The organism is Rheinheimera sp. F8, assembly GCF_001518915.1.
In genome coordinates this window covers 3,569,369-3,592,810 of sequence record NZ_CP013656.1, presented here as the reverse complement: position 1 = coordinate 3,592,810, position 23,442 = coordinate 3,569,369, and the positions used below count along the sequence as shown (strand labels likewise).

General features: G+C 52.2%; 13 protein-coding genes, 2 tRNA genes and 3 rRNA genes. 17 read left to right on the top strand and 1 reads right to left on the bottom strand.

The window, feature by feature from the left end; translation table 11 throughout:
- Positions 1 to 16: 16 nt before the first annotated feature.
- From ATY27_RS16015 to ATY27_RS15985, 7 genes are all read left to right on the top strand, one after another.
- The gene (locus ATY27_RS16015) at positions 17 to 595 is read left to right on the top strand and encodes a YqaA family protein (protein WP_208931604.1); all 579 of its coding nucleotides are present in this window, start codon (positions 17 to 19) and stop codon (positions 593 to 595) included.
- Positions 588 to 1,472 (top strand): peptidoglycan DD-metalloendopeptidase family protein, encoded by an 885-nt coding sequence (locus tag ATY27_RS16010; RefSeq protein WP_244151338.1) that lies wholly within the window; start codon positions 588 to 590, stop codon positions 1,470 to 1,472. Before ATY27_RS16015 ends, ATY27_RS16010 begins: the two co-directional genes overlap by 8 nt.
- Positions 1,473 to 1,549: 77 nt before the next feature.
- A complete protein-coding gene (gene rpoS / locus ATY27_RS16005; RefSeq protein ID WP_208931603.1) occupies positions 1,550 to 2,548 on the top strand; it encodes an RNA polymerase sigma factor RpoS in 999 nt (332 codons plus the stop codon).
- Positions 2,549 to 2,819: 271 nt separating this feature from the next.
- Positions 2,820 to 4,268, top strand: a complete 1,449-nt coding sequence (locus ATY27_RS16000; RefSeq protein WP_208933522.1) for a circularly permuted type 2 ATP-grasp protein — start codon at positions 2,820 to 2,822, stop codon at positions 4,266 to 4,268.
- A 3-nt stretch (positions 4,269 to 4,271) separates the two neighbouring features.
- A complete protein-coding gene (locus ATY27_RS15995) occupies positions 4,272 to 5,240 on the top strand; it encodes an alpha-E domain-containing protein (protein ID WP_208931602.1) in 969 nt (322 codons plus the stop codon).
- Between the two features lie 23 nt (positions 5,241 to 5,263).
- Positions 5,264 to 7,693 (top strand): circularly permuted type 2 ATP-grasp protein, encoded by a 2,430-nt coding sequence (locus ATY27_RS15990; protein ID WP_208931601.1) that lies wholly within the window; start codon positions 5,264 to 5,266, stop codon positions 7,691 to 7,693.
- Positions 7,694 to 7,727: 34 nt separating this feature from the next.
- A complete protein-coding gene (locus tag ATY27_RS15985) occupies positions 7,728 to 8,594 on the top strand; it encodes a transglutaminase family protein (RefSeq protein ID WP_208931600.1) in 867 nt (288 codons plus the stop codon).
- 32 nt (positions 8,595 to 8,626) lie between these two features.
- On the opposite strand, the gene mutS is transcribed toward ATY27_RS15985, so the two are convergent.
- Positions 8,627 to 11,203 carry a DNA mismatch repair protein MutS gene (mutS, locus tag ATY27_RS15980; RefSeq protein ID WP_208931599.1) on the bottom strand — a complete coding sequence of 859 codons (2,577 nt, stop codon included), beginning with the start codon at positions 11,201 to 11,203 and terminating at the stop codon, positions 8,627 to 8,629.
- 34 nt (positions 11,204 to 11,237) lie between these two features.
- On the opposite strand from mutS, the gene ATY27_RS15975 reads away from it, so the two are divergent.
- The 10 genes from ATY27_RS15975 (at position 11,238) to rrf (ending at position 23,409) form a co-directional block, all read left to right on the top strand.
- Positions 11,238 to 11,750, top strand: a complete 513-nt coding sequence (locus tag ATY27_RS15975; RefSeq protein WP_208931598.1) for a CinA family protein — start codon at positions 11,238 to 11,240, stop codon at positions 11,748 to 11,750.
- 43 nt (positions 11,751 to 11,793) lie between these two features.
- Positions 11,794 to 12,852 carry a recombinase RecA gene (gene recA, locus ATY27_RS15970; protein ID WP_208931597.1) on the top strand — a complete coding sequence of 353 codons (1,059 nt, stop codon included), beginning with the start codon at positions 11,794 to 11,796 and terminating at the stop codon, positions 12,850 to 12,852.
- 253 nt (positions 12,853 to 13,105) lie between these two features.
- Positions 13,106 to 14,038 carry a homoserine O-succinyltransferase gene (gene metA / locus ATY27_RS15965; protein ID WP_208931596.1) on the top strand — a complete coding sequence of 311 codons (933 nt, stop codon included), beginning with the start codon at positions 13,106 to 13,108 and terminating at the stop codon, positions 14,036 to 14,038.
- The gene (locus ATY27_RS20065) at positions 14,035 to 15,102 is read left to right on the top strand and encodes a homocysteine S-methyltransferase family protein (protein ID WP_347876411.1); all 1,068 of its coding nucleotides are present in this window, start codon (positions 14,035 to 14,037) and stop codon (positions 15,100 to 15,102) included. Before metA ends, ATY27_RS20065 begins: the two co-directional genes overlap by 4 nt.
- Positions 15,102 to 17,729 carry a methionine synthase gene (gene metH / locus ATY27_RS15960; protein WP_347876410.1) on the top strand — a complete coding sequence of 876 codons (2,628 nt, stop codon included), beginning with the start codon at positions 15,102 to 15,104 and terminating at the stop codon, positions 17,727 to 17,729. The genes ATY27_RS20065 and metH overlap by 1 nt, the downstream gene beginning before the upstream one ends.
- 608 nt (positions 17,730 to 18,337) lie before the next feature.
- Positions 18,338 to 19,862: ribosomal RNA gene (locus tag ATY27_RS15955) — 16S ribosomal RNA — on the top strand.
- 86 nt (positions 19,863 to 19,948) lie between these two features.
- Positions 19,949 to 20,025, top strand: a tRNA-Ile gene (locus ATY27_RS15950).
- A gap of 13 nt (positions 20,026 to 20,038) precedes the next feature.
- Positions 20,039 to 20,114, top strand: a tRNA-Ala gene (locus tag ATY27_RS15945).
- A 212-nt stretch (positions 20,115 to 20,326) separates the two neighbouring features.
- A 23S ribosomal RNA gene (locus ATY27_RS15940) occupies positions 20,327 to 23,209 on the top strand.
- Positions 23,210 to 23,294: 85 nt separating this feature from the next.
- Positions 23,295 to 23,409: ribosomal RNA gene (rrf, locus tag ATY27_RS15935) — 5S ribosomal RNA — on the top strand.
- Together the 16S, 23S and 5S rRNA genes with 2 tRNA genes alongside form the textbook arrangement of a ribosomal RNA operon.
- The last annotated feature ends 33 nt before the right edge of the window (positions 23,410 to 23,442 follow it).

Below are 23,442 nucleotides of genomic sequence, written 5' to 3'. Positions count from 1 at the left end.
TTTAAGGAGTTCATTTTTGCGGATTTTTCAGTGGATGTACGACAAAGCGCTGGTTTGGGCCAAGCATCGCCACGCCGAGCGTTATTTGTTTGGTTTAAGTTTCACTGAGTCAGTGATTTTCCCGATCCCGCCGGATGTGATGTTAGCGCCAATGGCCCTGGCGCGGCCGGAGCGGGCCTGGCGGCTGGCCTGGCTGACCACTTTCGCCTCATTGCTCGGCGGTATCCTCGGTTATTGGCTTGGATATCTGTTATATGATCCGGTGGTATTGCCGTTTATCCAATATATGGGCTATCAGGACACTTTTGCCCTGGTCGAGCGTTGGTTTAATGAATACGGCGTCTGGGTGGTGTTTATCGCCGGCTTCTCGCCGATCCCTTATAAGTTGTTTACGGTCGGCGCCGGTTTGATGCATATGGCGTTTTTGCCTTTTGTGATCGCGTCTTTTATTGGCCGGGCCAGCCGGTTTTTTCTGGTCGCGGGTCTGATGTATTGGGGCGGCGAAAAGATGCAGGCAAAACTGCGGGAAATCGTCGATATCCTTGGCTGGGGCACTGTAGCTTTGGCGGGTCTGGCTTATCTGGTTTATGGCTGATTTGATGATGCACCGGGCGATGCCGAAACAAAAAACGGCAACGGGACTGTGGGCACACCAGGCCATACTGTTATGCCTGTTGCTGACTGTGAGTGGCTGTGGCACGAACAGCAGTCCGGCACCAGTCGATAGCTGGCAAAGCCGGAAAAAAGCCGGAACCCCGTTGCAGGCGGACACCTATCAGGTCAAAAGCGGGGATACGTTATTTTCTATCGCATTTCGCAATGGCATGGATTATCGCAGTCTGGCCAGGCTGAATCGTATCGCTGAGCCGTACAAGATTTATGTCGGTCAGGTGCTGGTGGTTTCAAACAATAACAATGATGTTGCAGTTGTTCAGAAGTCAGGTCCAACACGCCTTCGACCAAATAAGAATCATTCAATTTCAAACAGTTCGGGTGCTGCATCAAAAAGCGCTAAAGTAGTTGCACCGCAAAATCAAAAGCGTTATGGTCAAAATGAACGGGTCGCAGAACCCGAAAAAACCGAGAACAGTACCATTAATGGGAACGTTCGGCAATGGCATTGGCCAGTGAAAGGCCCGATATTGGCGAAATTTTCCAGTCAGGAACACGGTAACAAAGGTCTTGATATTGGTGGTGCACTTGGTACACCGGTTAAAGCGGCAGCGGCAGGTCAGGTGGTATACGCCGGCAATGCACTGCGGGGTTATGGCAACTTAATTATCATCAAACACAATGACGATTTTTTAAGCGCCTACGCTCACAATCACCGTTTATTGGTGAAAGAACGCGAATCGGTGGCAGCAGGGCAGACCATCGCTGAAATGGGTAATTCCGATGCAGACCGTATACAACTGCATTTCGAAATCCGCTATCGGGGAAAATCTGTTGATCCGCTGCGTTATCTGAAATAAATAACAGCACACATCGCATCACTCAAGAATGGACTTCTGGCATTGAGGCGTGACCCTTGTAGATCTGGGAGACGGATATGGGACAAAAAGACGAAGATGAAGTAGTTGATTTCAAGGAAGCGGAATTAACCGAAGACGTGGCGATGCTGGACGATGAAGCCGCAGAACCGGATATGGCAAATCTTGCCACCGAAGAAGAAAGCACGCCTGATGATGTGTTCACCCGTGACGACAGTCAACGCGCGATGGACGCCACGCAAATTTACCTCGGCGAGATTGGTTTTTCCCCATTGCTGAGTGCTGAAGAAGAAGTTTATTTTTCCCGTTTGGCCCTCAAAGGTGATGCTGCTGCCCGCAAACGCATGATCGAAAGTAACTTGCGGCTGGTCGTGAAGATCGCCCGGCGTTATATTAATCGGGGGCTGGCGCTGCTGGATCTGATTGAAGAAGGCAATCTGGGTCTGATCCGCGCCGTCGAGAAGTTTGACCCGGAACGGGGCTTCCGCTTCTCAACCTATGCCACCTGGTGGATCCGCCAGACTATCGAACGCGCCATTATGAATCAGACCCGGACTATCCGGTTGCCGATCCATGTGGTGAAAGAACTGAATATTTATCTGCGTGCGGCCCGTGAATTGTCACAGCGGCTGGATCATGAACCTACGCCGGAAGAAATTGCTGCTGCGCTGGACCGACCGGTCGAAGAAGTACGCAAGATGTTGAAACTGAATGAAAAAATTACATCAGTGGATACTCCTGTTGCCGGTTCTTCAGAAAAGCAGTTATTGGATATTCTGGCTGATGAAAAAGAGCTGGGTCCGGAAACTGAGCTACAAGATGCTGACATCCGGCAACATCTGGTGCTTTGGCTGGAAGAGCTGAATCCAAAACAACGCGAAGTACTGGCTCGGCGCTTTGGTTTGCTCGGATATGAGCCGTCAACGCTGGAAGATGTTGGCCGTGAAATTGGTCTGACCCGCGAGCGGGTCCGGCAAATTCAGGTCGAGGCATTACGACGGCTGCGTGAAATTGTCACGCACCAAGGCCTGAACATTGAGACTTTGTTTCAGGAATAGCCATTGTGCACTGAGATGAAAAAGCGGGAAAATTGCCCGCTTTTTTTCTGCCTGTAACTTCCCTTTTTATCGCTACTGATACACGACCTGTCCCCTGTCTTTTTGCCGACTGATACCTGATTAAATCTCCGCCTGCCGACTGGCACAAGCCTTGCTGCTCCATGGATACCTTATGCCTGTTTGCACCAAAACAGCTCACGACACGGTGGTGAACAATCAGACGAAGCTGATCGGCCGTGAACAGGCAGTGAACACAAAGCGGGGACGCGTGATGGGGCAAAGTTTCAGCGGATATCCGCATTTAGCAAATTGTTTTGACGAGCTGGTGACGCCACAAGGCACTGCACGGGCGCCGGCCAGTGCGATTGCCCGTTTTATCAGGCAGCATGGCACGACGGAGCTGTTGCGCCGCCAACAGCAGCTGGACCAGACCATCCGCAGTATGGGGGTTTGTTTTACCTTATATAGCGAAGGTCAGAATATCGATCGGGCCTGGCCATTAGATGTGATGCCGCGCACTATTCCATTGAGCGAATGGCGCCGCACCAGTGCCGGTCTGATGCAGCGCTTGCAGGCGTTAAACCTGTTTATCGACGATTTGTACCACGATCAACGTATTTTACGCGCCGGCATCGTGCCGGCAGATCTGGTACTGCAGTCAAAAAACTTCCTTGCACCATGTCGGGGCGTATCGCCCCCTTTTGGCGTCTGGTCCCATATCTGCGGCACCGATTTGGTTCGGGACGAGCAAGGCCGTTTTCTGGTATTGGAAGATAACCTGCGGGTACCAAGTGGCGTCTCCTACATGCTGGAGAACCGCACTGTGATGAAGCGGGTATTCCCGGAGTTGTTTGCCGACTCGACGATCGTGCCGGTAGACGACTACCCGCACCAGCTTTGGAAAATGCTGGCATCGTTATCACCAAGACCCGGTGATGTGCCTTGTATCGTGCTGTTGACGCCCGGCATTTATAATTCTGCGTACTTTGAACACAGTTTTCTGGCCCAGCAAATGGGCATTGAACTGGCAGAAAACACCGATTTGCAGGTCGAGGCTGATGGTGTTTATTTGCGTACGCTGGATGGTCTGCGCCGTGTCGATGTGATCTACCGGCGGGTTGACGATGTCTTTCTGGATCCGACCGTGTTCCGGCCCGATTCAGTATTAGGCGTGCCGGGTTTGTTTCACGCCTGGGCCAAAGGGCAGGTGGCAATAGCCAATGCGCCGGGTTCCGGTGTGGCAGATGACAAAGTCATTTATGCCTATGTGCCGCAGATTATTGAATATTACCTCGGTGAAAAGCCGCTGATCGACAACGTCCCGACTTATCTGTGTTCCGACGAACAACAACGCGCTTATGTGCTGGCCAATCTGGACAAGCTGGTGGTGAAGCCAGCGAATGAGTCCGGTGGTTACGGCATTCTGATTGGTCCGCGCGCGACGGAAGCTGAACGCGCCGGGATGGCTCAGGCGATAGTGGCAGATCCGCGCAATTTTGTCGCGCAGCCGACTTTGCAGCTCTCCACAGCGCCGACCCTGTGCGATGGCGTGCTGGAGCCGCGTCATCTCGATTTACGGCCCTTTGTTTTGCAAGGCCGTGATTTGTATTGCAGTACCGGCGGTTTAAGCCGGGTCGCGCTGCGTCGTGGATCGCTGGTGGTCAATTCGTCGCAGGGCGGTGGCAGCAAAGATACCTGGATCATCAATGATGAGGTGTGACTTATGTTATTGAAATCGGTAAATCATCTGTTTTGGCTGGGTCGTTATCTGGAACGGCTGGATGACACGGCCCGTCTGATTAACGCGACCAGCCATGTGCTGATCGACAGTCATCAGGATACCCAATTCGGCTGGCCTATTTTGCTGGAAGTACTGGGTCAGGACAGCGTGGAGTTATTACAGAAATTTCAGCAAGGTGAGACGGCTTTATCGCTGGCAGAAACAGAGCGTGCGGTGATGGCATGCCTTATTAATGCCAGCGATAGTCCGGTGTCGATCCGGGCGACCAGTACTGCGCTGAAACACAATGCCCGCACTATCCGGCCTTTGATCCCGCGCGATATGTGGGAAGAGCTGAATGCTCTGGACTTGTTTTTACAACAACATTGCAGTACAGCGGTCAGCCGGCAGCAGCGTTATCAGCTGATGGCCGAAGTCAGCCGGCGTTGTCAGATGGTGGTCGGTGTATTGGATGGCACCATGTTACGCGGTGATGCTTTTGATTTATTTAACATTGGCCGCCATCTGGAACGCGCCGATATGACCACCCGCATTATGGATGTGATGGTATTGCAGCAGTTACAACCCACGCAAATCAAAAGACCGAAGTTTCGCTGGTTGTCGGTATTGAATGCACTTGGCGGGATGGAATCCTACCAATATTATCTGGCACGCCAAAAAGGCGATGTGGATGCGATTGATTATCTGCTGACCTATGCGGATTTCCCGCGTTCGATCAGTTATTGTCTGAACCGGGTCGCGGCATCGGCAAAAGCGCTACCGCATGCTGCGGAGATTTTGCAGGAACTGCATCAGGTACAGGCATTGCTGCGGCCTCAGGCGTTGTCTGAGTTGTCGACGGTGCAACTGCATACACTGATTGACCAATTACAGGCTGGCATCATTGCGCTGCATCAAGCGATCCTGGCGCCGTGCCAGCAACCATTGACGGTGACTCAGCGCTCTGCCTGAGAACGATAAACCTGAGGCTTTTGGTGACAGACCACAATTTCCCTGCAAGTACAGATCTCAGTCACTGGCTGCACGCTTCCCAAGCCCGGTTACCGGCATTGTTTCGCGAGTTACAGCAGCAGTTACGCGAAAATGCGGCGGGTTTTGGCACGCATATCGCGCCGCAGCGTCAGCTGGACCCGCTGCCTCTGGTGATCGCAGCAGATGACTGGCAGCTGCTGGAGGCGGGCATGCTGCAGCGCCAGCGCTTGCTGCAGCTGGTGCTGAATGATGTGTATGGTGCACAGCAAACGGTGCGGGATAATTTGTTACCGGCAGAGGCGCTGTTTCGTGCCGCTGATTATTTGCTGCCAGCCGCTGGTTTATTAGCACAGCCGATGGACTGGCTGCCACTGCTGAGTCTGGATTTGGCCAAAGATGCCGCCGGTCAGTGGCAGGTTTTGGCGGACCATGCGGTGGTCCCGGCCGGCCTTGGACATCTGGTCGAGCACCGGCTGGCGTTTAATCATGCTGGGCCTTTGCAGGGATTGTTGCTTTCCAAAGCACAAATCGCCGGCTTTTATCGCCAGCTGCTGCAGTTGCTGCAACCGGTGTCGGCAGAGACCGACAACAACGCCTTGGCCGGGCTTTGGATCACCTCAATACGCAACGCGGATTATTTTGAGCAGGCGTATTTAGCTAATTATCTGGATATCGCCCTGGTGCATGGCGCTGATCTGACTTTTCGTGATGGGGCGCTCTGGTTAAAGACTTTGACCGGTCTGCAAAGTGTCGGCGCATTATTAAGGTTTTTGCCGGATCCGCAGTCTGATCCGCTCGAACTGGAGCCTGGCACCGGTGGTTGCGCTGGCTTATTGCAAAGTATCCGGCAACAACAGCTTTGTTGTGTGAACCCGCCAGGCAGTAGCTTGATCGATAGCGGGGTTCTGGCGCCATTTTTGCCGCAGTTATGTCAGGCGTTACTGGGAGAAGCGCTGTTATTGCCGCAGGCCACGGCGTTGTGGCTCGGTGAAGCGGACCATTGCGCTATGGTCCTGGCAAACCTCACTGCCTACCGTTTGCAGCGAATCAGCAGCAAGCAACACTATTTACCAGCGCAGCTGAACGCTACCTCACTGGTGCAATTGTCAGCGCAAATTGGCGCAGCTCCGGCCGATCACATTGCCATCGTATTGGCGGACATATCGACCGAAACATGCTGGCAGCCTGATACTGGTCAGTTTACAGCGGCCTGCACGTTGCGATTATTCAGTCTCATATCCAAAGGCCAGTCCGGCACTGTGTTGCCAGGCGGATATGCCCGGCTCAGCACTGACGGGTTGTTGCTGCAGATGCCTCAGCAGGAAACTGCAAATCCGGCGAGGGGGCCGCAATTGGTCAAAGATGTTTGGGTGCTGGCAGACCGCGGCGTCACGACCAGTCTGCTACATAGCAGTAGCGGCGCACTCGAGCTGTCGCGCCACAGCGGTCTGGTCACCAGTCGGGTCGCTGATCATTTATTCTGGCTGGGTCGTTACAATGAACGCTTGAACCAAATCTGCCGGGCGCTGCGGGCCGCATTAGGGCTGGCCAGTCAGCACCATGCGGATCCTCTGGCCGCACAGGCTGATATGACGCCGCTATTGCGCTTTTGTTTACAGGCCAATGGCCATGCAGGCACGCTCGATTTGCCGCAGGTGCTGCATCAGTTGTTTGATCCGGCCCAGCCGGGTGGCTTGTTTGCCATTTTGCAATCGTTATTATTAAACGCGCAGTCTGCCCGCGAATTTTTTGCCGCCGATACCTGGCTGGTGCTGGACAAGTTGCAACAAGCCCTGCGGCAATGGCCGCAACAATCGCTGCAACAATTGACAGTACCGGGCGCCGCCGGCCAGTACCTGCGCCAGCTCGATGAGATTATCCTGCTGCAAACTGCATTGTATGGCCTGAACAATGAAACCATGAGTCGCACCCAGGCGCTGCGTCTGATGGATCTGGGTCAGCATATTGAACGCGGCATGCAAACTGCGGCATTGCTGCAAATCGTGTTTGTGCCGTCGCACGGTGAAGCAAAGCCATCAGCAGCGCTGATGGAAGCAGTACTGCGGCTGGCCGATACGGTCAACACTTACCGGCGCCGTTATCGCAGTCAATTGCATCCGCTGGCAGTGATTGATTTGCTGGTATTTGATGACAGCACACCGCGATCTGTAGGTTATCAGTGCCTGCGAATTCAGCGCCAGTGCGCCGGGTTGCCGGTGCTGACGCCAACCCCGGGTCTGTCGGCCGGACAGCGGCTGGCGTTGGAGCTGGTGACTTTGTTGCAGTTAACTGAACCGCAATCGCTGTTTGACGCTGAACAAGGTGCCACGCCGGCGCTTGGCTTGTTACTGAGTCAAATCCAGCATCGCCTCAAGCTGTTATCCGACAGCATCACCTTAGCGTATTTTAATCACGCGCCACGGGGCTATTGATGATGAGTATGTATTTTGCCGGCGCGGAGGTGCGATGCGATATCAGCTGAGTCATCTGACCCGTTATGGTTATCAGCGGATTATTGCCAACAGTTATAATCTGACCTGTTTGCGTCCGCTTGATTTACCCTGGCAGCAGTTATTGCAGTACCGGTTGACGGTCGAACCCGCGACTTGTGCTGACTATGCGCACCAGGATTATTTTGGCAATAGTCGTCAGTTACTGCATGTGTTGGCTCCGCATCAGCAGCTGGAAGTGCGGGTGGAGGCTGAACTGTCGGTCAGTCCACGGTTGCTGGCAACACAGCTGGCGGATGGTGCCAGTCTGTTGCAGGCTCGCGATAGCCGCACTGTCAGTGATGCCAAAGTTGCATTATGTCGTCAGGCCAGCCGGAATATTCCTTATTTGCCAGCAACCGCAGCATTATGGCAGCAGGTTTATCGGTCAGATCTGACCATGCTGCAAAATGTCGCGCAGCTTAATCAATTGATTTATGAAGAATTTCAGTACGATCCAGAGTTCAGTACTGTGGTAACACCTATCGCTGATGTCTTAGCCCATCAGCGCGGTGTCTGTCAGGATTTTGCTCAACTGGCGATCAGCTGCCTGCGCAGTCAGGGGCTGGCGGCGCGTTATGTCAGCGGTTATCTGGAAACCCGGCCGCCGCCGGGACAACCACGCTTACAAGGTGCTGATGCATCGCATGCCTGGTTTGCCGTGTATGACCCTGTGCTGGGTTGGGTCGATTTTGATCCAACCAACAATGTGTTGGCCGATGTGCAACACCTGACACTGGCCTTTGGCCGTGATTATGCCGATGTAGTCCCACTGAAAGGTGTATTGCAGGGCAGTGGTGAACATCTGCTTGATGTGGCTGTCGACGTGGTGGCGCTGGACTGAATCTCAGTCCGGCACCAGCAGCGTCACAGTCTTTATAACTGCCGTTTCAGCGCAAACAATAACTCCAATGCCTGGCGTGGTGACAGATCGTCCGGATCCAGCCGCGTCAGCTGCTCCAGCACCGGATGTGGCGCCGGCTCTGCAAACAGCTCGGCCTGTGCCGGCAGTGTTGCCGGACGAGGTTTGTCAGCCACCGGATGTTGTTGTTCCAGCGCCTGTAGCTTGCGACGCGCCTGCTGGATCACCACTTTCGGCACGCCGGCCAGCTGGGCAACCTGTAAGCCATAACTCTTGCTGGCGGCACCGTCCTGTACCTGATGCATGAACACGATATGTTCGTCGTGTTCGACTGCATCCAGATGGATGTTGGCAACCCCCGGCAATAAGGATGGTAGATCGGTCAGTTCAAAATAATGGGTGGCAAACAGCGTCAATGCTTTGAGTTTGTTGGCCAGATATTCCGCACAGGCCCAGGCCAATGACAAGCCATCATAGGTACTGGTACCACGGCCAATTTCATCCATCAGCACCAGACTTTGTGCCGTGGCGTGATGCAAAATGGTCGCGGTTTCGGTCATTTCCACCATAAAAGTCGAACGGCCGGAAGCCAGATCATCGGACGCGCCGACGCGGGTGAAGATCCGGTCCACCGGTCCGAGCGTAGCCGCTGCGGCTGGCACAAAACTGCCGATATACGCCATCAGCACAATCAGCGCGGCCTGACGCATATACGTCGATTTACCGCCCATGTTAGGGCCGGTCACCACCAGTAAATGCCGCGCGGGAGTTAACATCAGCGGGTTGGCGATAAAAGGCTCGCTGGTCATTTGCTCAACAACCGGATGGCGACCCTGCTGAATGTTGATACCAATCTCGCTGCAAAGCACCGGCTGGCAATAGTGCAGCCGTACCGCACGTTCCGCAAAGTTGGTCAGGACGTCTAATTCAGACAAACTGGCTGCCAGTTGCTGCAGCGCTGCCAGCTGTGGCGCGACCAAATCAAATAGCTGGTCGTACAGCTGCTTTTCCAGTGCTAAGGCTTTGCTTTCGCTGCCGAGTACTTTGTCTTCGTATTCTTTTAATTCCGGGATGATGTAGCGTTCGTTATTTTTCAGCGTCTGGCGGCGGATATAATCGGCAGGGACCGCATCTGCGGCGGCGCGACCGGTTTCGATGTAATAACCGGCGACTTTATTAAAACCGACTTTCAGTGAGGCAATACCGGTACGGGCTTTTTCGCGTTGTTCCAGCTGTTCCAGATAATCAGTCGCGCCTCTGGCTAAGGCCCGCCATTGATCTAACTCCGCATGATAACCCTCGGCGATGACACCGCCGTCACGGATCAGCACCGGTGGATTATCGATAATGGCGCGTTCGAGCAACGCGGTCAGCGCCGGCATTGGTTCGCAATCTGCGCCAAGTTGTTGCAGCCGTGGGCTTTGCAATTGACTCAGGATCGGCGTCAGTTCAGGGAGCTGCTGCAGCGCCTGGCGCAAGCGGGCAAAGTCACGTGGTCGCGCACTTCGAAGTGCCAGCCGGGCGACGATCCGCTCAATATCGCCAATCTGTTTCAGCAGCGGCTGCAGTTCCACATCAAATTGTTGCAATTCAGCCACGGCCTGATGGCGTTGACCCACCGCCACCTGATCACGCAGTGGCGCGTGGATCCAGCGTTTCAGCAGCCGGCTGCCCATCGCAGTCTGACACTGGTCCAGTACAGCCGCCAGTGAATGGGCATATTGGCCGTTTAGCGTCTGTGTCAGTTCAAGATTGCGCCGGGTCGCAGCGTCCAGCACGATGTGGTCACTGTGCTTTTCCAGTGAAATACTGCGTAAATGCGGCAGATTGGCGCGTTGGGTATCTTTGACATATTGCAACAGGCAGCCTGCCGCCATCAGCCCGAACCGGGCGTCCTGTACGCCAAAACTATTCAGATCGCGCGTACCAAATTGCTGGCACAACGCGCGTTCAGCGCTGCTTTGTTCAAAATCCCAAACCGGCCGCCGGCGCGCGCCTTTGCGGTCCAGGATCAGTGACGGCAGCAACTGGTCTTCACAATACAACAGCTCTGCCGGGTGCAGACGTTGTAATAAAGCCGCCAGATCTTCTTCGCCCGGCAGTTCGGTCAGCACAAAACGACCGGCGCTCAAATCGAGATATGCCACACCAAATTGTTGTTTATGCTGATAAACGGCGGCGAGCAAAGTGTCCTGCCGCTCTTGTAATAATGCTTCATCGGTGACAGTGCCGGGAGTGACGACCCGCACGACTTTGCGGTCAACCGGGCCTTTGCTGGTCGCCGGATCGCCGACCTGCTCGCAAATTGCAACCGATTCGCCCAGTTGTACCAGTCGCGCCAGATAATTTTCTACTGCGTGGTGGGGAACGCCGGCCATTGGGATTGGGGCACCGGCGGACTGTCCGCGTTTGGTCAGCGAGATATCCAGCAGCGCCGCCGCCTTTTTTGCGTCGTCATAAAACAGCTCATAAAAATCGCCCATCCGGTAAAACAGCAAAATGTCCGGATTTTCGGCTTTTAAAGCCAGATATTGTTGCATCATCGGGGTGTGGGCACTCTGCGCTTGCCCGGTCTGGTTATCTGACGGCATAATTGAAGTTCTGATTTCCCAAAATGGTATGAAAATGACAGTTCCGGCGCACACCGAGACACTGGCCTCGGCATTGGGGCAGCTATTATTGCGGAAAAAGCTGACTATCACCACCGCCGAATCCTGTACAGGTGGCGGTATAGCTTACGCGTTGACCGCGATCCCCGGTAGTTCAGCTTATCTGGATCGCAGTTTTATCACTTACAGCAACAAAGCCAAACAACAATTGCTCAGTGTGAAAAGCGCCACTTTATTACAGTTTGGTGCTGTCAGCGAAGAAACGGTCGCTGAAATGGCGAGTGGTGCAGCACTTGCAGCTGCTGCCGACTGCGCGATTGCGGTCTCAGGGATCGCTGGTCCCGATGGCGGCAGCGCAACAAAACCAGTTGGTACCGTTTGCCTGGGGTTTTATCTGCAGGGAAAAGTTGCCTCAGTGCGGATCCTGCTGCATGGCGACCGCGCAGCTGTCCGGCAACAAAGTATCGATTTTGCCTTACAGCAAATGATTCAGTTGTTGACAGCACAAATTGATTCAACTACTGTATGAGCATACAGCATTTCAAGCGAAACCATCTTTCCCGGAGTTCACAATGGACGACAATAAACAAAAAGCCCTCAGTGCAGCCTTAAGCCAAATCGAACGTCAGTTTGGTAAAGGCTCGATCATGAAGCTGGGCGACAACACCTCGCTGGAAATTGACGCAATCTCCACTGGCTCGCTGGGACTGGATATCGCTTTAGGTATCGGCGGTTTACCATGTGGTCGTATCGTCGAGATCTATGGTCCTGAATCTTCAGGTAAAACTACTTTAACCTTACAAGTGATTGCTGAAGCGCAGAAGCTGGGTAAGACCTGTGCCTTCATCGATGCTGAACACGCGCTGGACCCGATTTATGCCGGCAAGCTTGGTGTGAAAGTCGACGAGTTACTGGTGTCGCAGCCGGATACCGGTGAACAGGCGCTGGAAATTTGTGACATGTTAGTCCGGTCTGCAGCTGTTGATGTGATCATCGTCGACTCTGTGGCGGCACTGACACCAAAAGCCGAAATCGAAGGTGACATGGGCGACAGCCATGTTGGTTTGCAAGCCCGTCTGATGTCACAGGCTTTGCGTAAGCTGACCGGTAATATTAAGCGCTCGAACACTTTATGTATCTTCATTAACCAAATCCGGATGAAAATCGGCGTGATGTTCGGCAATCCGGAAACCACCACCGGTGGTAACGCGCTGAAGTTTTATGCGTCAGTCCGTTTGGATATCCGCCGCATTGGTTCAGTCAAGGAAGGCGAAGAAGTTGTCGGTAACGAAACGCGCGTCAAAGTGGTGAAAAACAAAGTTGCACCACCGTTCCGTCAGGCTGAATTTATTATCCAGTATGGCGCGGGTATCAGCAAAACCGGTGAGTTGATTGATTTAGGTGTGGCCGAGAAACTTGTTGATAAAGCCGGTGCCTGGTATGCCTATAAAGGTAATAAAATTGGTCAGGGCAAGTCCAACGCGATGAAGTACCTGGTGGAGAATCCGGCGATCGCACTGGAGATCGAAACCGAGCTGCGTAAACGCTTATTACTGCAACCTACTAAAGGCGCTGCAGCTGTAGAAGAAGCGGTGCTCGCTGAACCGGCAGAATTGGATGAAGAGTTCTAAACTCAGTCAGCACGGCTCGATGGCAGCATAGCGCTGGCTAAATCTTGCGACATCGTTTTATAAACACAAAGGCCCCAATGGGGCCTTTGTGTTTTTAACGTGCTATTGCGCGCCACTGATGAGAGTAAATTCAAACAGCCGACTTCATGGTTTTATTATTTCTGACTTGTTTGGACGTCTAAACGTATAGAAGTTGACAATAAACGGTAATTTCGGCACAGTGACGCATCTTTTATGGTGATGTGGAGTAAGTATGCCGATTAAAGTGGTTGATCAGTTGCCGGCCGTAGAAGCCTTGTCGGCTGAGAACGTTTTTGTCATCACAGAAAGTCGTGCCCGCATGCAGGATATCCGCCCGCTGCGTATTGCTATTCTGAATCTGATGCCAAATAAAGTTGCCACCGAAATCCAGTTGCTGCGCTTATTGGCTAACAGTCCATTACAAGTTGATGTGGAGCTGATCAGACTCGACAATCATGTCAGCAAACATACGCCTGAAAGTCATCTGAACTGTTTTTATCGTTATTTTTCCGATGTCCAACAACAAAATTATGATGGCCTGATTATCACCGGCGCACCACTTGGTTTAGTCGACTACGAAGATGTCAGCTACTGGCCGCAGTTGTCCGAAATCCTGGCCTGGGCCGATCGTCATGTGACTTCAACGTTGTTTTTGTGCTGGGCTGCACATGCCGCGCTGTACTATTACTACGGACTGCAACGTGAGATCCGTGGCGACAAACTTTCTGGTGTGTACTGGCAAAACGTCGTACAGCCTTTATGTCCATTAGTCCGTGGCTTTGATGACAGCTTTCTGGTTCCGCACTCGCGTTACGCACAGGTGCCAAAACAAAAATACCAACAACATGCCGATATTCATGTGCTGGCCGAAGCCGATGTCACTGGTGCCTATCTATTGCAGAATTCCAGCGGCAGTCGCATCTTTGTTACGGGCCATCCGGAATACGACTTAACCACACTGAATGACGAATATACACGTGATGTGGCGGCCGGACTTGATCCAAAAGTGCCGGAGAATTATTTCCGCGACAATGATCCGGCCAAAGGTCCGATGAAGCTTTGGCAAAGTCACGCTTTTCTATTGTTCAGCAACTGGCTGAATTATTATGTTTACCAGGCCACCCCATTTGATTTAAGCCGGGTTGGTGAAGGGAGAGACGCATGACAACTGGCCGTCTGACTGCGACGCAGTTTAAGCAACTGTTGGCGGAACGTATTTTGGTGCTGGATGGTGCGATGGGCACGATGATCCAGAATTTTCAGCTGCAGGAAGCGGACTACCGCGGTACTGAATTTGCCGATTGGCCGTCTGATCTGAAAGGCAATAACGACTTATTGGTCATCACCAAAGCTGACATTATTCTGTCTATCCACCGGCAGTATTTAGCCGCCGGTGCCGACATCATTGAAACCAACAGTTTTAATGCCACCACCATAGCTATGGCCGACTACGATATGTCGCACTTAGCCGCCCGGATTAATCGCGAAGCAGCCCGGCTGGCACGAAAAGCCTGTGATGAATTTACCGAGCAAAACCCGGCCAAGCCGCGTTTTGTTGCCGGCGTGCTTGGTCCAACCAACCGGACCGCGTCAATCTCACCGGATGTGAATGACCCGGGTTACCGGAATGTCAGCTTTGACCAGTTAGTCGACGCCTATAGCGAAGCAACCCATGCGCTGATTGAAGGCGGCGCTGATCTGATTATGCTCGAAACCATTTTTGATACGCTCAATGCAAAAGCGGCGGCATTTGCGGTGCTTAAAGTATTTGACGAGCTTGGGTTTAAATTACCAGTGATGATCTCTGGCACTATTACTGATGCGTCGGGTCGCACACTATCGGGTCAGACTACTGAAGCATTTTATCATTCGCTGGCACATGTCGAGCCGGTTAGTTTTGGTCTGAACTGCGCGCTGGGTCCGGACTTACTGCGGCCTTATGTGGAGACTATGGCGGGGATCGCAGAATGTGCAACTTCGGTGCACCCCAATGCCGGGTTACCCAATGAATTCGGTGAATATGATCTGGGTGCTGTCGAGATGGCGGCCGAGATTAAAGACTGGGCGACGCATGGCTTTATCAATATCGTCGGTGGTTGTTGTGGCACCACGCCGGAACATATCCGTGTCATTGCTGACGTGGTTGCGGGTTTACCACCACGTCAGCCAAAACCGGTTAGTCACAGTTTTAACCTGGCCGGCCTCGAAGCCTTTTCTCTGGAGTGGTGATGCAACAACAAGCCCGATTTATTAACATTGGTGAGCGTACCAACGTCACGGGATCTGCCCGCTTCAAAAAGCTGATTATGGACGGCAAGTACGAGGCTGCTTTAGATGTGGCGCGCCAGCAGGTCGTCAGCGGTGCGCAGATCATCGATATCAATATGGATGAAGCGATGCTCGACAGCAAAGCCGCCATGGTGCGTTATCTGAATCTGTTAGCCAGCGAACCGGATATCGCCCGGGTGCCGATCATGGTCGACTCCTCCAAATGGGAAGTGATCGAAGCGGCACTGAAATGCATTCAGGGCAAGGCCGTGGTGAACTCAATTTCACTAAAAGAAGGCGAAGCGCCATTTATCCAGCAAGCGAAGTTATTACGTCGTTATGGTGCTGCCGTTGTAGTGATGGCGTTTGATGAAGTCGGCCAGGCTGACACTAAAGCCCGTAAGGTGGAGATTTGTCAGCGCGCCTATAAAATTCTGGTCGAACAAATAGGATTTCCGCCGCAGGACATAATTTTTGACCCGAACATCTTTGCGGTTGCCACCGGTATTGAAGAACACAACAACTATGCGGTCGATTTTATCGAAGCAACACGCGAGATTAAACGGTTGTGCCCGCATGCCAAAATCTCCGGCGGTGTCTCCAACGTGTCATTTTCATTTCGCGGCAATGATCCGGTCCGTGAAGCCATCCATTCGGTGTTTTTATATCACGCTATAAAAGCGGGTATGGATATGGGGATTGTCAATGCCGGGCAGTTGGCGGTGTACGACGATATTCCTGAATTGCTGAAAGAACGCGTAGAAGATGTCGTGCTAAACCGGCGTGATGATGCAACCGAACGTTTGCTCGAAGTCGCAGCCCAGTTCCACGGCAAAGGCACGGTTGCAGTCAAAGAAGATAATGCCTGGCGCAGCTGGCCTGTCACTAAGCGGCTTGAGCATGCACTGGTCAAAGGTATCACCGATTTTATTGACGAAGATACTGAAGAAGCCCGGCAGAGTGTCGAGCGTCCGCTGCATGTGATTGAAGGTCCGCTGATGGATGGCATGAATGTCGTTGGCGATTTGTTTGGCGAAGGCAAGATGTTCCTGCCACAGGTGGTGAAGTCGGCCCGCGTGATGAAAAAAGCAGTGGCGTATTTGCAGCCTTATATAGAAGCAGAAAAAGCCGGCACAGGCGCGACTACACAGGGCAAAGTACTGATGGCGACGGTCAAAGGTGACGTGCATGACATCGGTAAGAACATCGTCGGCGTAGTCCTGCAATGCAACAACTATGAAGTGATCGATCTTGGCGTAATGGTGCCCTGTGCGACCTTGTTGCAAAAGGCTAAAGAGCTGAATGTCGATGTGATAGGTCTGTCGGGTCTTATCACGCCGTCGTTGGACGAAATGGTGCATGTGGCCAAAGAAATGACACGGTTAGGATTTACCGTGCCGCTGTTAATCGGCGGCGCGACTACGTCCAAGGCCCATACTGCAATCAAAATCGCCCCGCACTACGCTCATGGCGTGGTGTATGTGCCAAACGCCTCGCGCAGTGTCTCTGTGGTGCAGTCATTGATTAGTGCCGAACATAAACCGGATTATCTGGCGCGTGTACAGGATGAATATGTTCGTGTGATTGAACAGCATCAACGCAGTCGTAAACACGAAGAAATGCTGTCATTGGAACAGGCTCGGGCCAATCGCTTTTCACTGGACCTTAATAAAGTGGCCGCGGCGCCGCAGCAACCTGGTGTCCATGTCTGGCACGACGTTGACCTGCAAGTGTTGCGGGATTATATCGATTGGACGCCATTTTTCCTGACCTGGCAGTTATCCGGTAAATTCCCAGCCATCCTGAATCATGCAGAAGTGGGGCTGGAAGCACGCCGGGTTTATCAGGATGCTAATGCGCTGTTGGACCGGATGATTGCAGAACGCCGGATCTCCGGCAAAGCGGTATTTGGTTTGTTTCCGGCGAACAGCGACGGTGACGACATTATTGTCTGGACAGATGAGAGTCGTAGCACAGAACGGTGCCGCTTATATAATCTGCGTCAGCAAGTCGCTCTGCGTAACAATGCGCCGAATTGTTGTATGGCCGATTTTGTCGCGCCGGCAGATTCGGGGATTGCCGATTATATCGGGGCTTTTGCCGTCAGCACCGGTTATGGTGCAGATGAGTACGCAGCAGAGTTTGCCCATGCGCATGATGATTACAACAGTATTATGGTGAAAGCGCTGGCCGATCGCCTGGCCGAAGCGTTAGCTGAGTATCTGCATATGAAAGTTCGGAAAGAATACTGGGGTTATGCGGCAAATGAGCAACTGGATAACGAGCAGCTGATTCGTGAAGCTTATCAGGGGATCCGGCCGGCGCCTGGATATCCGGCTTGTCCCGAACACACAGAAAAAGGTACGTTGTTCTCGTTATTAGATGCAGAAGCGCAAATCGGCATGTTATTGACCGAAAGCTATGCAATGTGGCCAGGTGCAGCAGTATCTGGCTGGTACCTGTCTCATCCGGATAGCAAATACTTCGCGGTCAGTAAAATTGGTGAAGACCAGCTGGAACAATATGCGGCCAAGAAAGGTTGGAACCGACAAGAAGCAGAAAGCTGGTTAGCGCCCAATCTGCGTTAACGTCAATTTACTGCTATATATAGTAGACATAAGAAGCCAGTCGTTGCCGCGATTGGCTTCTTTGTCTGGTAAAGCTGAAATTATCGACAGTTTCTTATCATAAAAACAGCGGTTCGCACAAAAAGCGTGCGAACGATCGCAAAAGTGTAACTTTTCTCAAATTTAGTCTTGCGCGAGTTTTAAAACGACCTATAATGCGCGCCATGCCGACGGGGTGAAGCGAAACGCGAAACGCCGGGTGAGTTTGAAAAGTGAAAAATAGTCGATAAAAAGACGCTTGACACGAATTAAAAACTGACTAAAATGGCCGCCTCGCAGCGAGGTTGGGGTGAAAGCCTTGAAATCGCAAGTGAGGTAAGTAAGTAGGTTGAGCAGCGTAGTTTATTTAAATAGTAAATTTCTCTGCTTGACTTAAAATCTGGGAAGTGTAAGATACGCCTCCCGCTTCGAAGTCGAAGCACGCTCTTTAACAATTAGCAATCAATCATCTGTGTGGGCACTCGTTGAAGATGTATCGCATGATACGAATAAAATCTTCAGTTGAGTGACTATATAGTCAATTTATTTAGTCAGTAAACTGAGCAGCTGTTTCGRCAGCAAAAAACTTTTAATTGAAGAGTTTGATCATGGCTCAGATTGAACGCTGGCGGCAGGCCTAACACATGCAAGTCGAGCGGGGTTTTCGGACCTAGCGGCGGACGGGTGAGTAATGCGTAGGAAGCTACCCGATAGAGGGGGATACCAGTTGGAAACGACTGTTAATACCGCATAATGTCTACGGACCAAAGTGTGGGACCTTCGGGCCACATGCTATCGGATGCGCCTACGTGGGATTAGCTAGTTGGTGGGGTAATGGCTCACCAAGGCGACGATCCCTAGCTGGTTTGAGAGGATGATCAGCCACACTGGAACTGAGACACGGTCCAGACTCCTACGGGAGGCAGCAGTGGGGAATATTGGACAATGGGCGCAAGCCTGATCCAGCCATGCCGCGTGTGTGAAGAAGGCCTTCGGGTTGTAAAGCACTTTCAGCGAGGAGGAAGGGAGTTGTGTTAATAGCACAGCTTCTTGACGTTACTCGCAGAAGAAGCACCGGCTAACTCTGTGCCAGCAGCCGCGGTAATACAGAGGGTGCAAGCGTTAATCGGAATTACTGGGCGTAAAGCGCACGTAGGCGGTTTTTTAAGTCAGATGTGAAAGCCCCGGGCTCAACCTGGGAATTGCATTTGAAACTGGAAAACTAGAGTGTGTGAGAGGGGGGTAGAATTCCAAGTGTAGCGGTGAAATGCGTAGAGATTTGGAGGAATACCAGTGGCGAAGGCGGCCCCCTGGCACAACACTGACGCTCAGGTGCGAAAGCGTGGGGAGCAAACAGGATTAGATACCCTGGTAGTCCACGCCGTAAACGATGTCTACTAGCTGTTCGTGACCTTGTGTCGTGAGTAGCGCAGCTAACGCATTAAGTAGACCGCCTGGGGAGTACGGTCGCAAGATTAAAACTCAAATGAATTGACGGGGGCCCGCACAAGCGGTGGAGCATGTGGTTTAATTCGACGCAACGCGAAGAACCTTACCTACTCTTGACATCTACAGAAGACTGCAGAGATGCGGTTGTGCCTTCGGGAACTGTAAGACAGGTGCTGCATGGCTGTCGTCAGCTCGTGTTGTGAAATGTTGGGTTAAGTCCCGCAACGAGCGCAACCCTTATCCTTAGTTGCCAGCGAGTTATGTCGGGAACTCTAGGGAGACTGCCGGTGATAAACCGGAGGAAGGTGGGGACGACGTCAAGTCATCATGGCCCTTACGAGTAGGGCTACACACGTGCTACAATGGTATGTACAGAGGGAGGCAAGCCAGCGATGGTGAGCGGATCTCTTAAAGCATATCGTAGTCCGGATCGCAGTCTGCAACTCGACTGCGTGAAGTCGGAATCGCTAGTAATCGCAAATCAGAATGTTGCGGTGAATACGTTCCCGGGCCTTGTACACACCGCCCGTCACACCATGGGAGTGGGTTGCAAAAGAAGTAGGTAGCTTAACCTTCGGGAGGGCGCTTACCACTTTGTGATTCATGACTGGGGTGAAGTCGTAACAAGGTAACCCTAGGGGAACCTGGGGTTGGATCACCTCCTTACCAAAAGCGAACAGATTTAACGAAGTGTCCACACAGATGATTGATTGTCATGTAGAGCAAACAGTAAGACCCATTGCGGTTACGGCTGGTCTGTAGCTCAGGTGGTTAGAGCGCACCCCTGATAAGGGTGAGGTCGGTAGTTCGAGTCTACTCAGACCAACCAATATCGCCTGTATGGGGTTATAGCTCAGCTGGGAGAGCGCCTGCCTTGCACGCAGGAGGTCAGCGGTTCGATCCCGCTTAACTCCACCATTCCTTGTGAATCAAGTGAAATCATAAGCGAAGAAAATAACTGTTTGAGTTCAAATCAGAATGCACTGCGGTGTGTTGTGATTTGAGCTTTACGCTCATACTGCTCTTTAACAATTAGGTAAGCTGATAGAAAGTAATAAATAAGGTCAACAATTTTATTGTGAACCTTACTCACAACAACGTACGACGTCAAAGACAATTTGGGGTTGTATGGTTAAGTGACTAAGCGTACACGGTGGATGCCTTGGCAGTCAGAGGCGATGAAGGACGTGCTAACCTGCGAAAAGCTGTGAGAAGTCGGTAAGAGACGTTAGACTCACAGATGTCCGAATGGGGAAACCCAGTGTGTTTACACACTATCGTATGATGAATACATAGTCATACGAGGCGAACCGGGAGAACTGAAACATCTAAGTACCCCGAGGAAAAGAAATCAACCGAGATCCCCTTAGTAGCGGCGAGCGAAAGGGGGCTAGCCCTTAAGTTGATAGCAATGCAGTGGAATCATCTGGAAATATGAGCGATACAGGGTGATAGCCCCGTACACGAAGCGTTGTTATCAATGAAAACGAGTAGGACGGGACACGAGACATCCTGTTTGAACATGGGGGGACCATCCTCCAAGGCTAAATACTCCTGACTGACCGATAGTGAACCAGTACCGTGAGGGAAAGGCGAAAAGAACCCCTGTTAGGGGAGTGAAATAGAACCTGAAACCGTGTACGTACAAGCAGTGGGAGCCTCCTTGTGGGGTGACTGCGTACCTTTTGTATAATGGGTCAGCGACTTACGTTTTGTAGCGAGGTTAACCGAATAGGGGAGCCGTAGGGAAACCGAGTCTTAACTGGGCGAATAGTTGCAAGGCGTAGACCCGAAACCCGGCGATCTATCCATGTGCAGGTTGAAGGTTGGGTAACACTAACTGGAGGACCGAACCCACTAATGTTGAAAAATTAGGGGATGACGTGTGGATAGGGGTGAAAGGCTAATCAAGCCGGGAGATATCTGGTTCTCCTCGAAAGCTATTTAGGTAGCGCCTCGAGCGAATACCATTGGGGGTAGAGCACTGTTAAGGCTAGGGGGTCATCCCGACTTACCAACCCTTTGCAAACTCCGAATACCAATGAGTACTACTCGGGAGACACACGACGGGTGCTAACGTCCGCCGTGAAAAGGGAAACAACCCAGACCACCAGCTAAGGTCCCAAAGTCATGGTTAAGTGGAAAACGATGTGGAAAGGCATAGACAGCTAGGAGGTTGGCTTAGAAGCAGCCACCCTTTAAAGAAAGCGTAATAGCTCACTAGTCGAGTCGGTCTGCGCGGAAGATGTAACGGGGCTCAAACCATGCACCGAAGCTGTGGACTTGCATTATGTGCAAGTGGTAGAGGAGCGTTCTGTAAGCCTGCGAAGGTAGATTGTGAAGTCTGCTGGAGGTATCAGAAGTGCGAATGCTGACATAAGTAACGATAAGGGGAGTGAAAAACTCCCCCGCCGGAAGACCAAGGGTTCCTATCCCATGCTAATCAGGGTAGGGTAAGTCGGCCCCTAAGGCGAGGGCGAAAGCCGTAGTCGATGGGAAACGGGTTAATATTCCCGTACCGACAGTACTGCGATGGGGGGACGGAGAAAGCTAGGCAAGCATGGCGTTGGTAGTCCATGTGAAAGTACGTAGGCAGAGGGATTAGGTAAATCCGGTTCCTTAATGCTGAGATACGAGACGAGCCACTACGGTGGTGAAGTTGCTGATGCTACGCTTCCAGGAAAAGCCTCTAAGCTTCAGGTACTGTTGACCGTACTCGAAACCGACACAGGTGGTCAGGTAGAGAATACCAAGGCGCTTGAGAGAACTCTGGTGAAGGAACTAGGCAAAATAGTACCGTAACTTCGGGAGAAGGTACGCTCTCTAATGTGAAAGACTTGCTCTGTAAGCATCGGAGAGTCGCAGTGACCAGCTGGCTGCAACTGTTTATTAAAAACACAGCACTCTGCAAACTCGAGAGAGGACGTATAGGGTGTGACACCTGCCCGGTGCCGGAAGGTTAATTGATGGGGTTAGCGCAAGCGAAGCTCTTGATCGAAGCCCCGGTAAACGGCGGCCGTAACTATAACGGTCCTAAGGTAGCGAAATTCCTTGTCGGGTAAGTTCCGACCTGCACGAATGGTGTAATGATGGCCAGGCTGTCTCCACCAGAGACTCAGTGAAATTGAAATTGCGGTGAAGATGCCGTATACCCGCGGCTAGACGGAAAGACCCCGTGAACCTTTACTATAGCTTGGCACTGAACATTGACCCTACATGTGTAGGATAGGTGGGAGACTATGAAGTTGGAACGCCAGTTCTGATGGAGTCGTCCTTGAAATACCACCCTTGTATGTTTGATGTTCTAACGTAGGTCCCTTATCGGGACTGCGGACAGTGTCTGGTGGGTAGTTTGACTGGGGCGGTCTCCTCCTAAAGAGTAACGGAGGAGCACGAAGGTTGGCTAAGTACGGTCGGACATCGTACGGTTAGTGCAAAGGCAGAAGCCAGCTTAACTGCGAGACAGACACGTCGAGCAGGTACGAAAGTAGGTCTTAGTGATCCGGTGGTTCTGTATGGAAGGGCCATCGCTCAACGGATAAAAGGTACTCCGGGGATAACAGGCTGATACCGCCCAAGAGTTCATATCGACGGCGGTGTTTGGCACCTCGATGTCGGCTCATCACATCCTGGGGCTGAAGTCGGTCCCAAGGGTATGGCTGTTCGCCATTTAAAGTGGTACGCGAGCTGGGTTTAGAACGTCGTGAGACAGTTCGGTCCCTATCTGCCGTGGGCGTTGGATGATTGATTGGAGTTGCTCCTAGTACGAGAGGACCGGAGTGAACGAACCGCTGGTGTTCGGGTTGTCATGCCAATGGCACTGCCCGGTAGCTACGTTCGGAACGGATAACCGCTGAAAGCATCTAAGCGGGAAGCCGGCCAAGAGATGAGTCATCCCTTGTGCCTTGAGCACACATAAGGGTCGTTGGAGACCACAACGTTGATAGGTGAGGTGTGGAAGCGTGGTGACACGTTAAGCTAACTCATACTAATTGCCCGAGAGGCTTAACCATACAACGCCCAAGTTGTTTTGAGTGCGTGTGTTGTTGTGAAACGAATTATCAGCTTACTTAGTTAAAGACAGACAAACAGTTTTTGCCTGGTGGCAATAGCGCTGTGGAACCACCTGAATCCATTCCGAACTCAGAAGTGAAACGCAGCTGCGACGATGGTAGTGTGGCAGTTGCCATGCGAGAGTAGTACACCGCCAGGCTCCCAATACACAAAACCCCGCTCAGTGAGCGGG

Bases quoted from the DNA above. Each gene is read 5' to 3' on its own strand.
- ATY27_RS16010 (WP_244151338.1), top strand. From the start codon at position 588: ATGGCTGATTTGATGATGCACCGGGCGATGCCGAAACAAAAAACGGCA.
- rpoS (WP_208931603.1), top strand. From the start codon at position 1,550: ATGGGACAAAAAGACGAAGATGAAGTAGTTGATTTCAAGGAAGCGGAA.
- ATY27_RS16000 (WP_208933522.1), top strand. From the start codon at position 2,820: ATGGGGCAAAGTTTCAGCGGATATCCGCATTTAGCAAATTGTTTTGAC.
- ATY27_RS15995 (WP_208931602.1), top strand. From the start codon at position 4,272: ATGTTATTGAAATCGGTAAATCATCTGTTTTGGCTGGGTCGTTATCTG.
- ATY27_RS15985 (WP_208931600.1), top strand. From the start codon at position 7,728: ATGCGATATCAGCTGAGTCATCTGACCCGTTATGGTTATCAGCGGATT.
- mutS (WP_208931599.1), bottom strand. From the start codon at position 11,203: ATGCCGTCAGATAACCAGACCGGGCAAGCGCAGAGTGCCCACACCCCG.
- ATY27_RS15975 (WP_208931598.1), top strand. From the start codon at position 11,238: ATGACAGTTCCGGCGCACACCGAGACACTGGCCTCGGCATTGGGGCAG.
- recA (WP_208931597.1), top strand. From the start codon at position 11,794: ATGGACGACAATAAACAAAAAGCCCTCAGTGCAGCCTTAAGCCAAATC.
- metA (WP_208931596.1), top strand. From the start codon at position 13,106: ATGCCGATTAAAGTGGTTGATCAGTTGCCGGCCGTAGAAGCCTTGTCG.
- ATY27_RS20065 (WP_347876411.1), top strand. From the start codon at position 14,035: ATGACAACTGGCCGTCTGACTGCGACGCAGTTTAAGCAACTGTTGGCG.
- metH (WP_347876410.1), top strand. From the start codon at position 15,102: ATGCAACAACAAGCCCGATTTATTAACATTGGTGAGCGTACCAACGTC.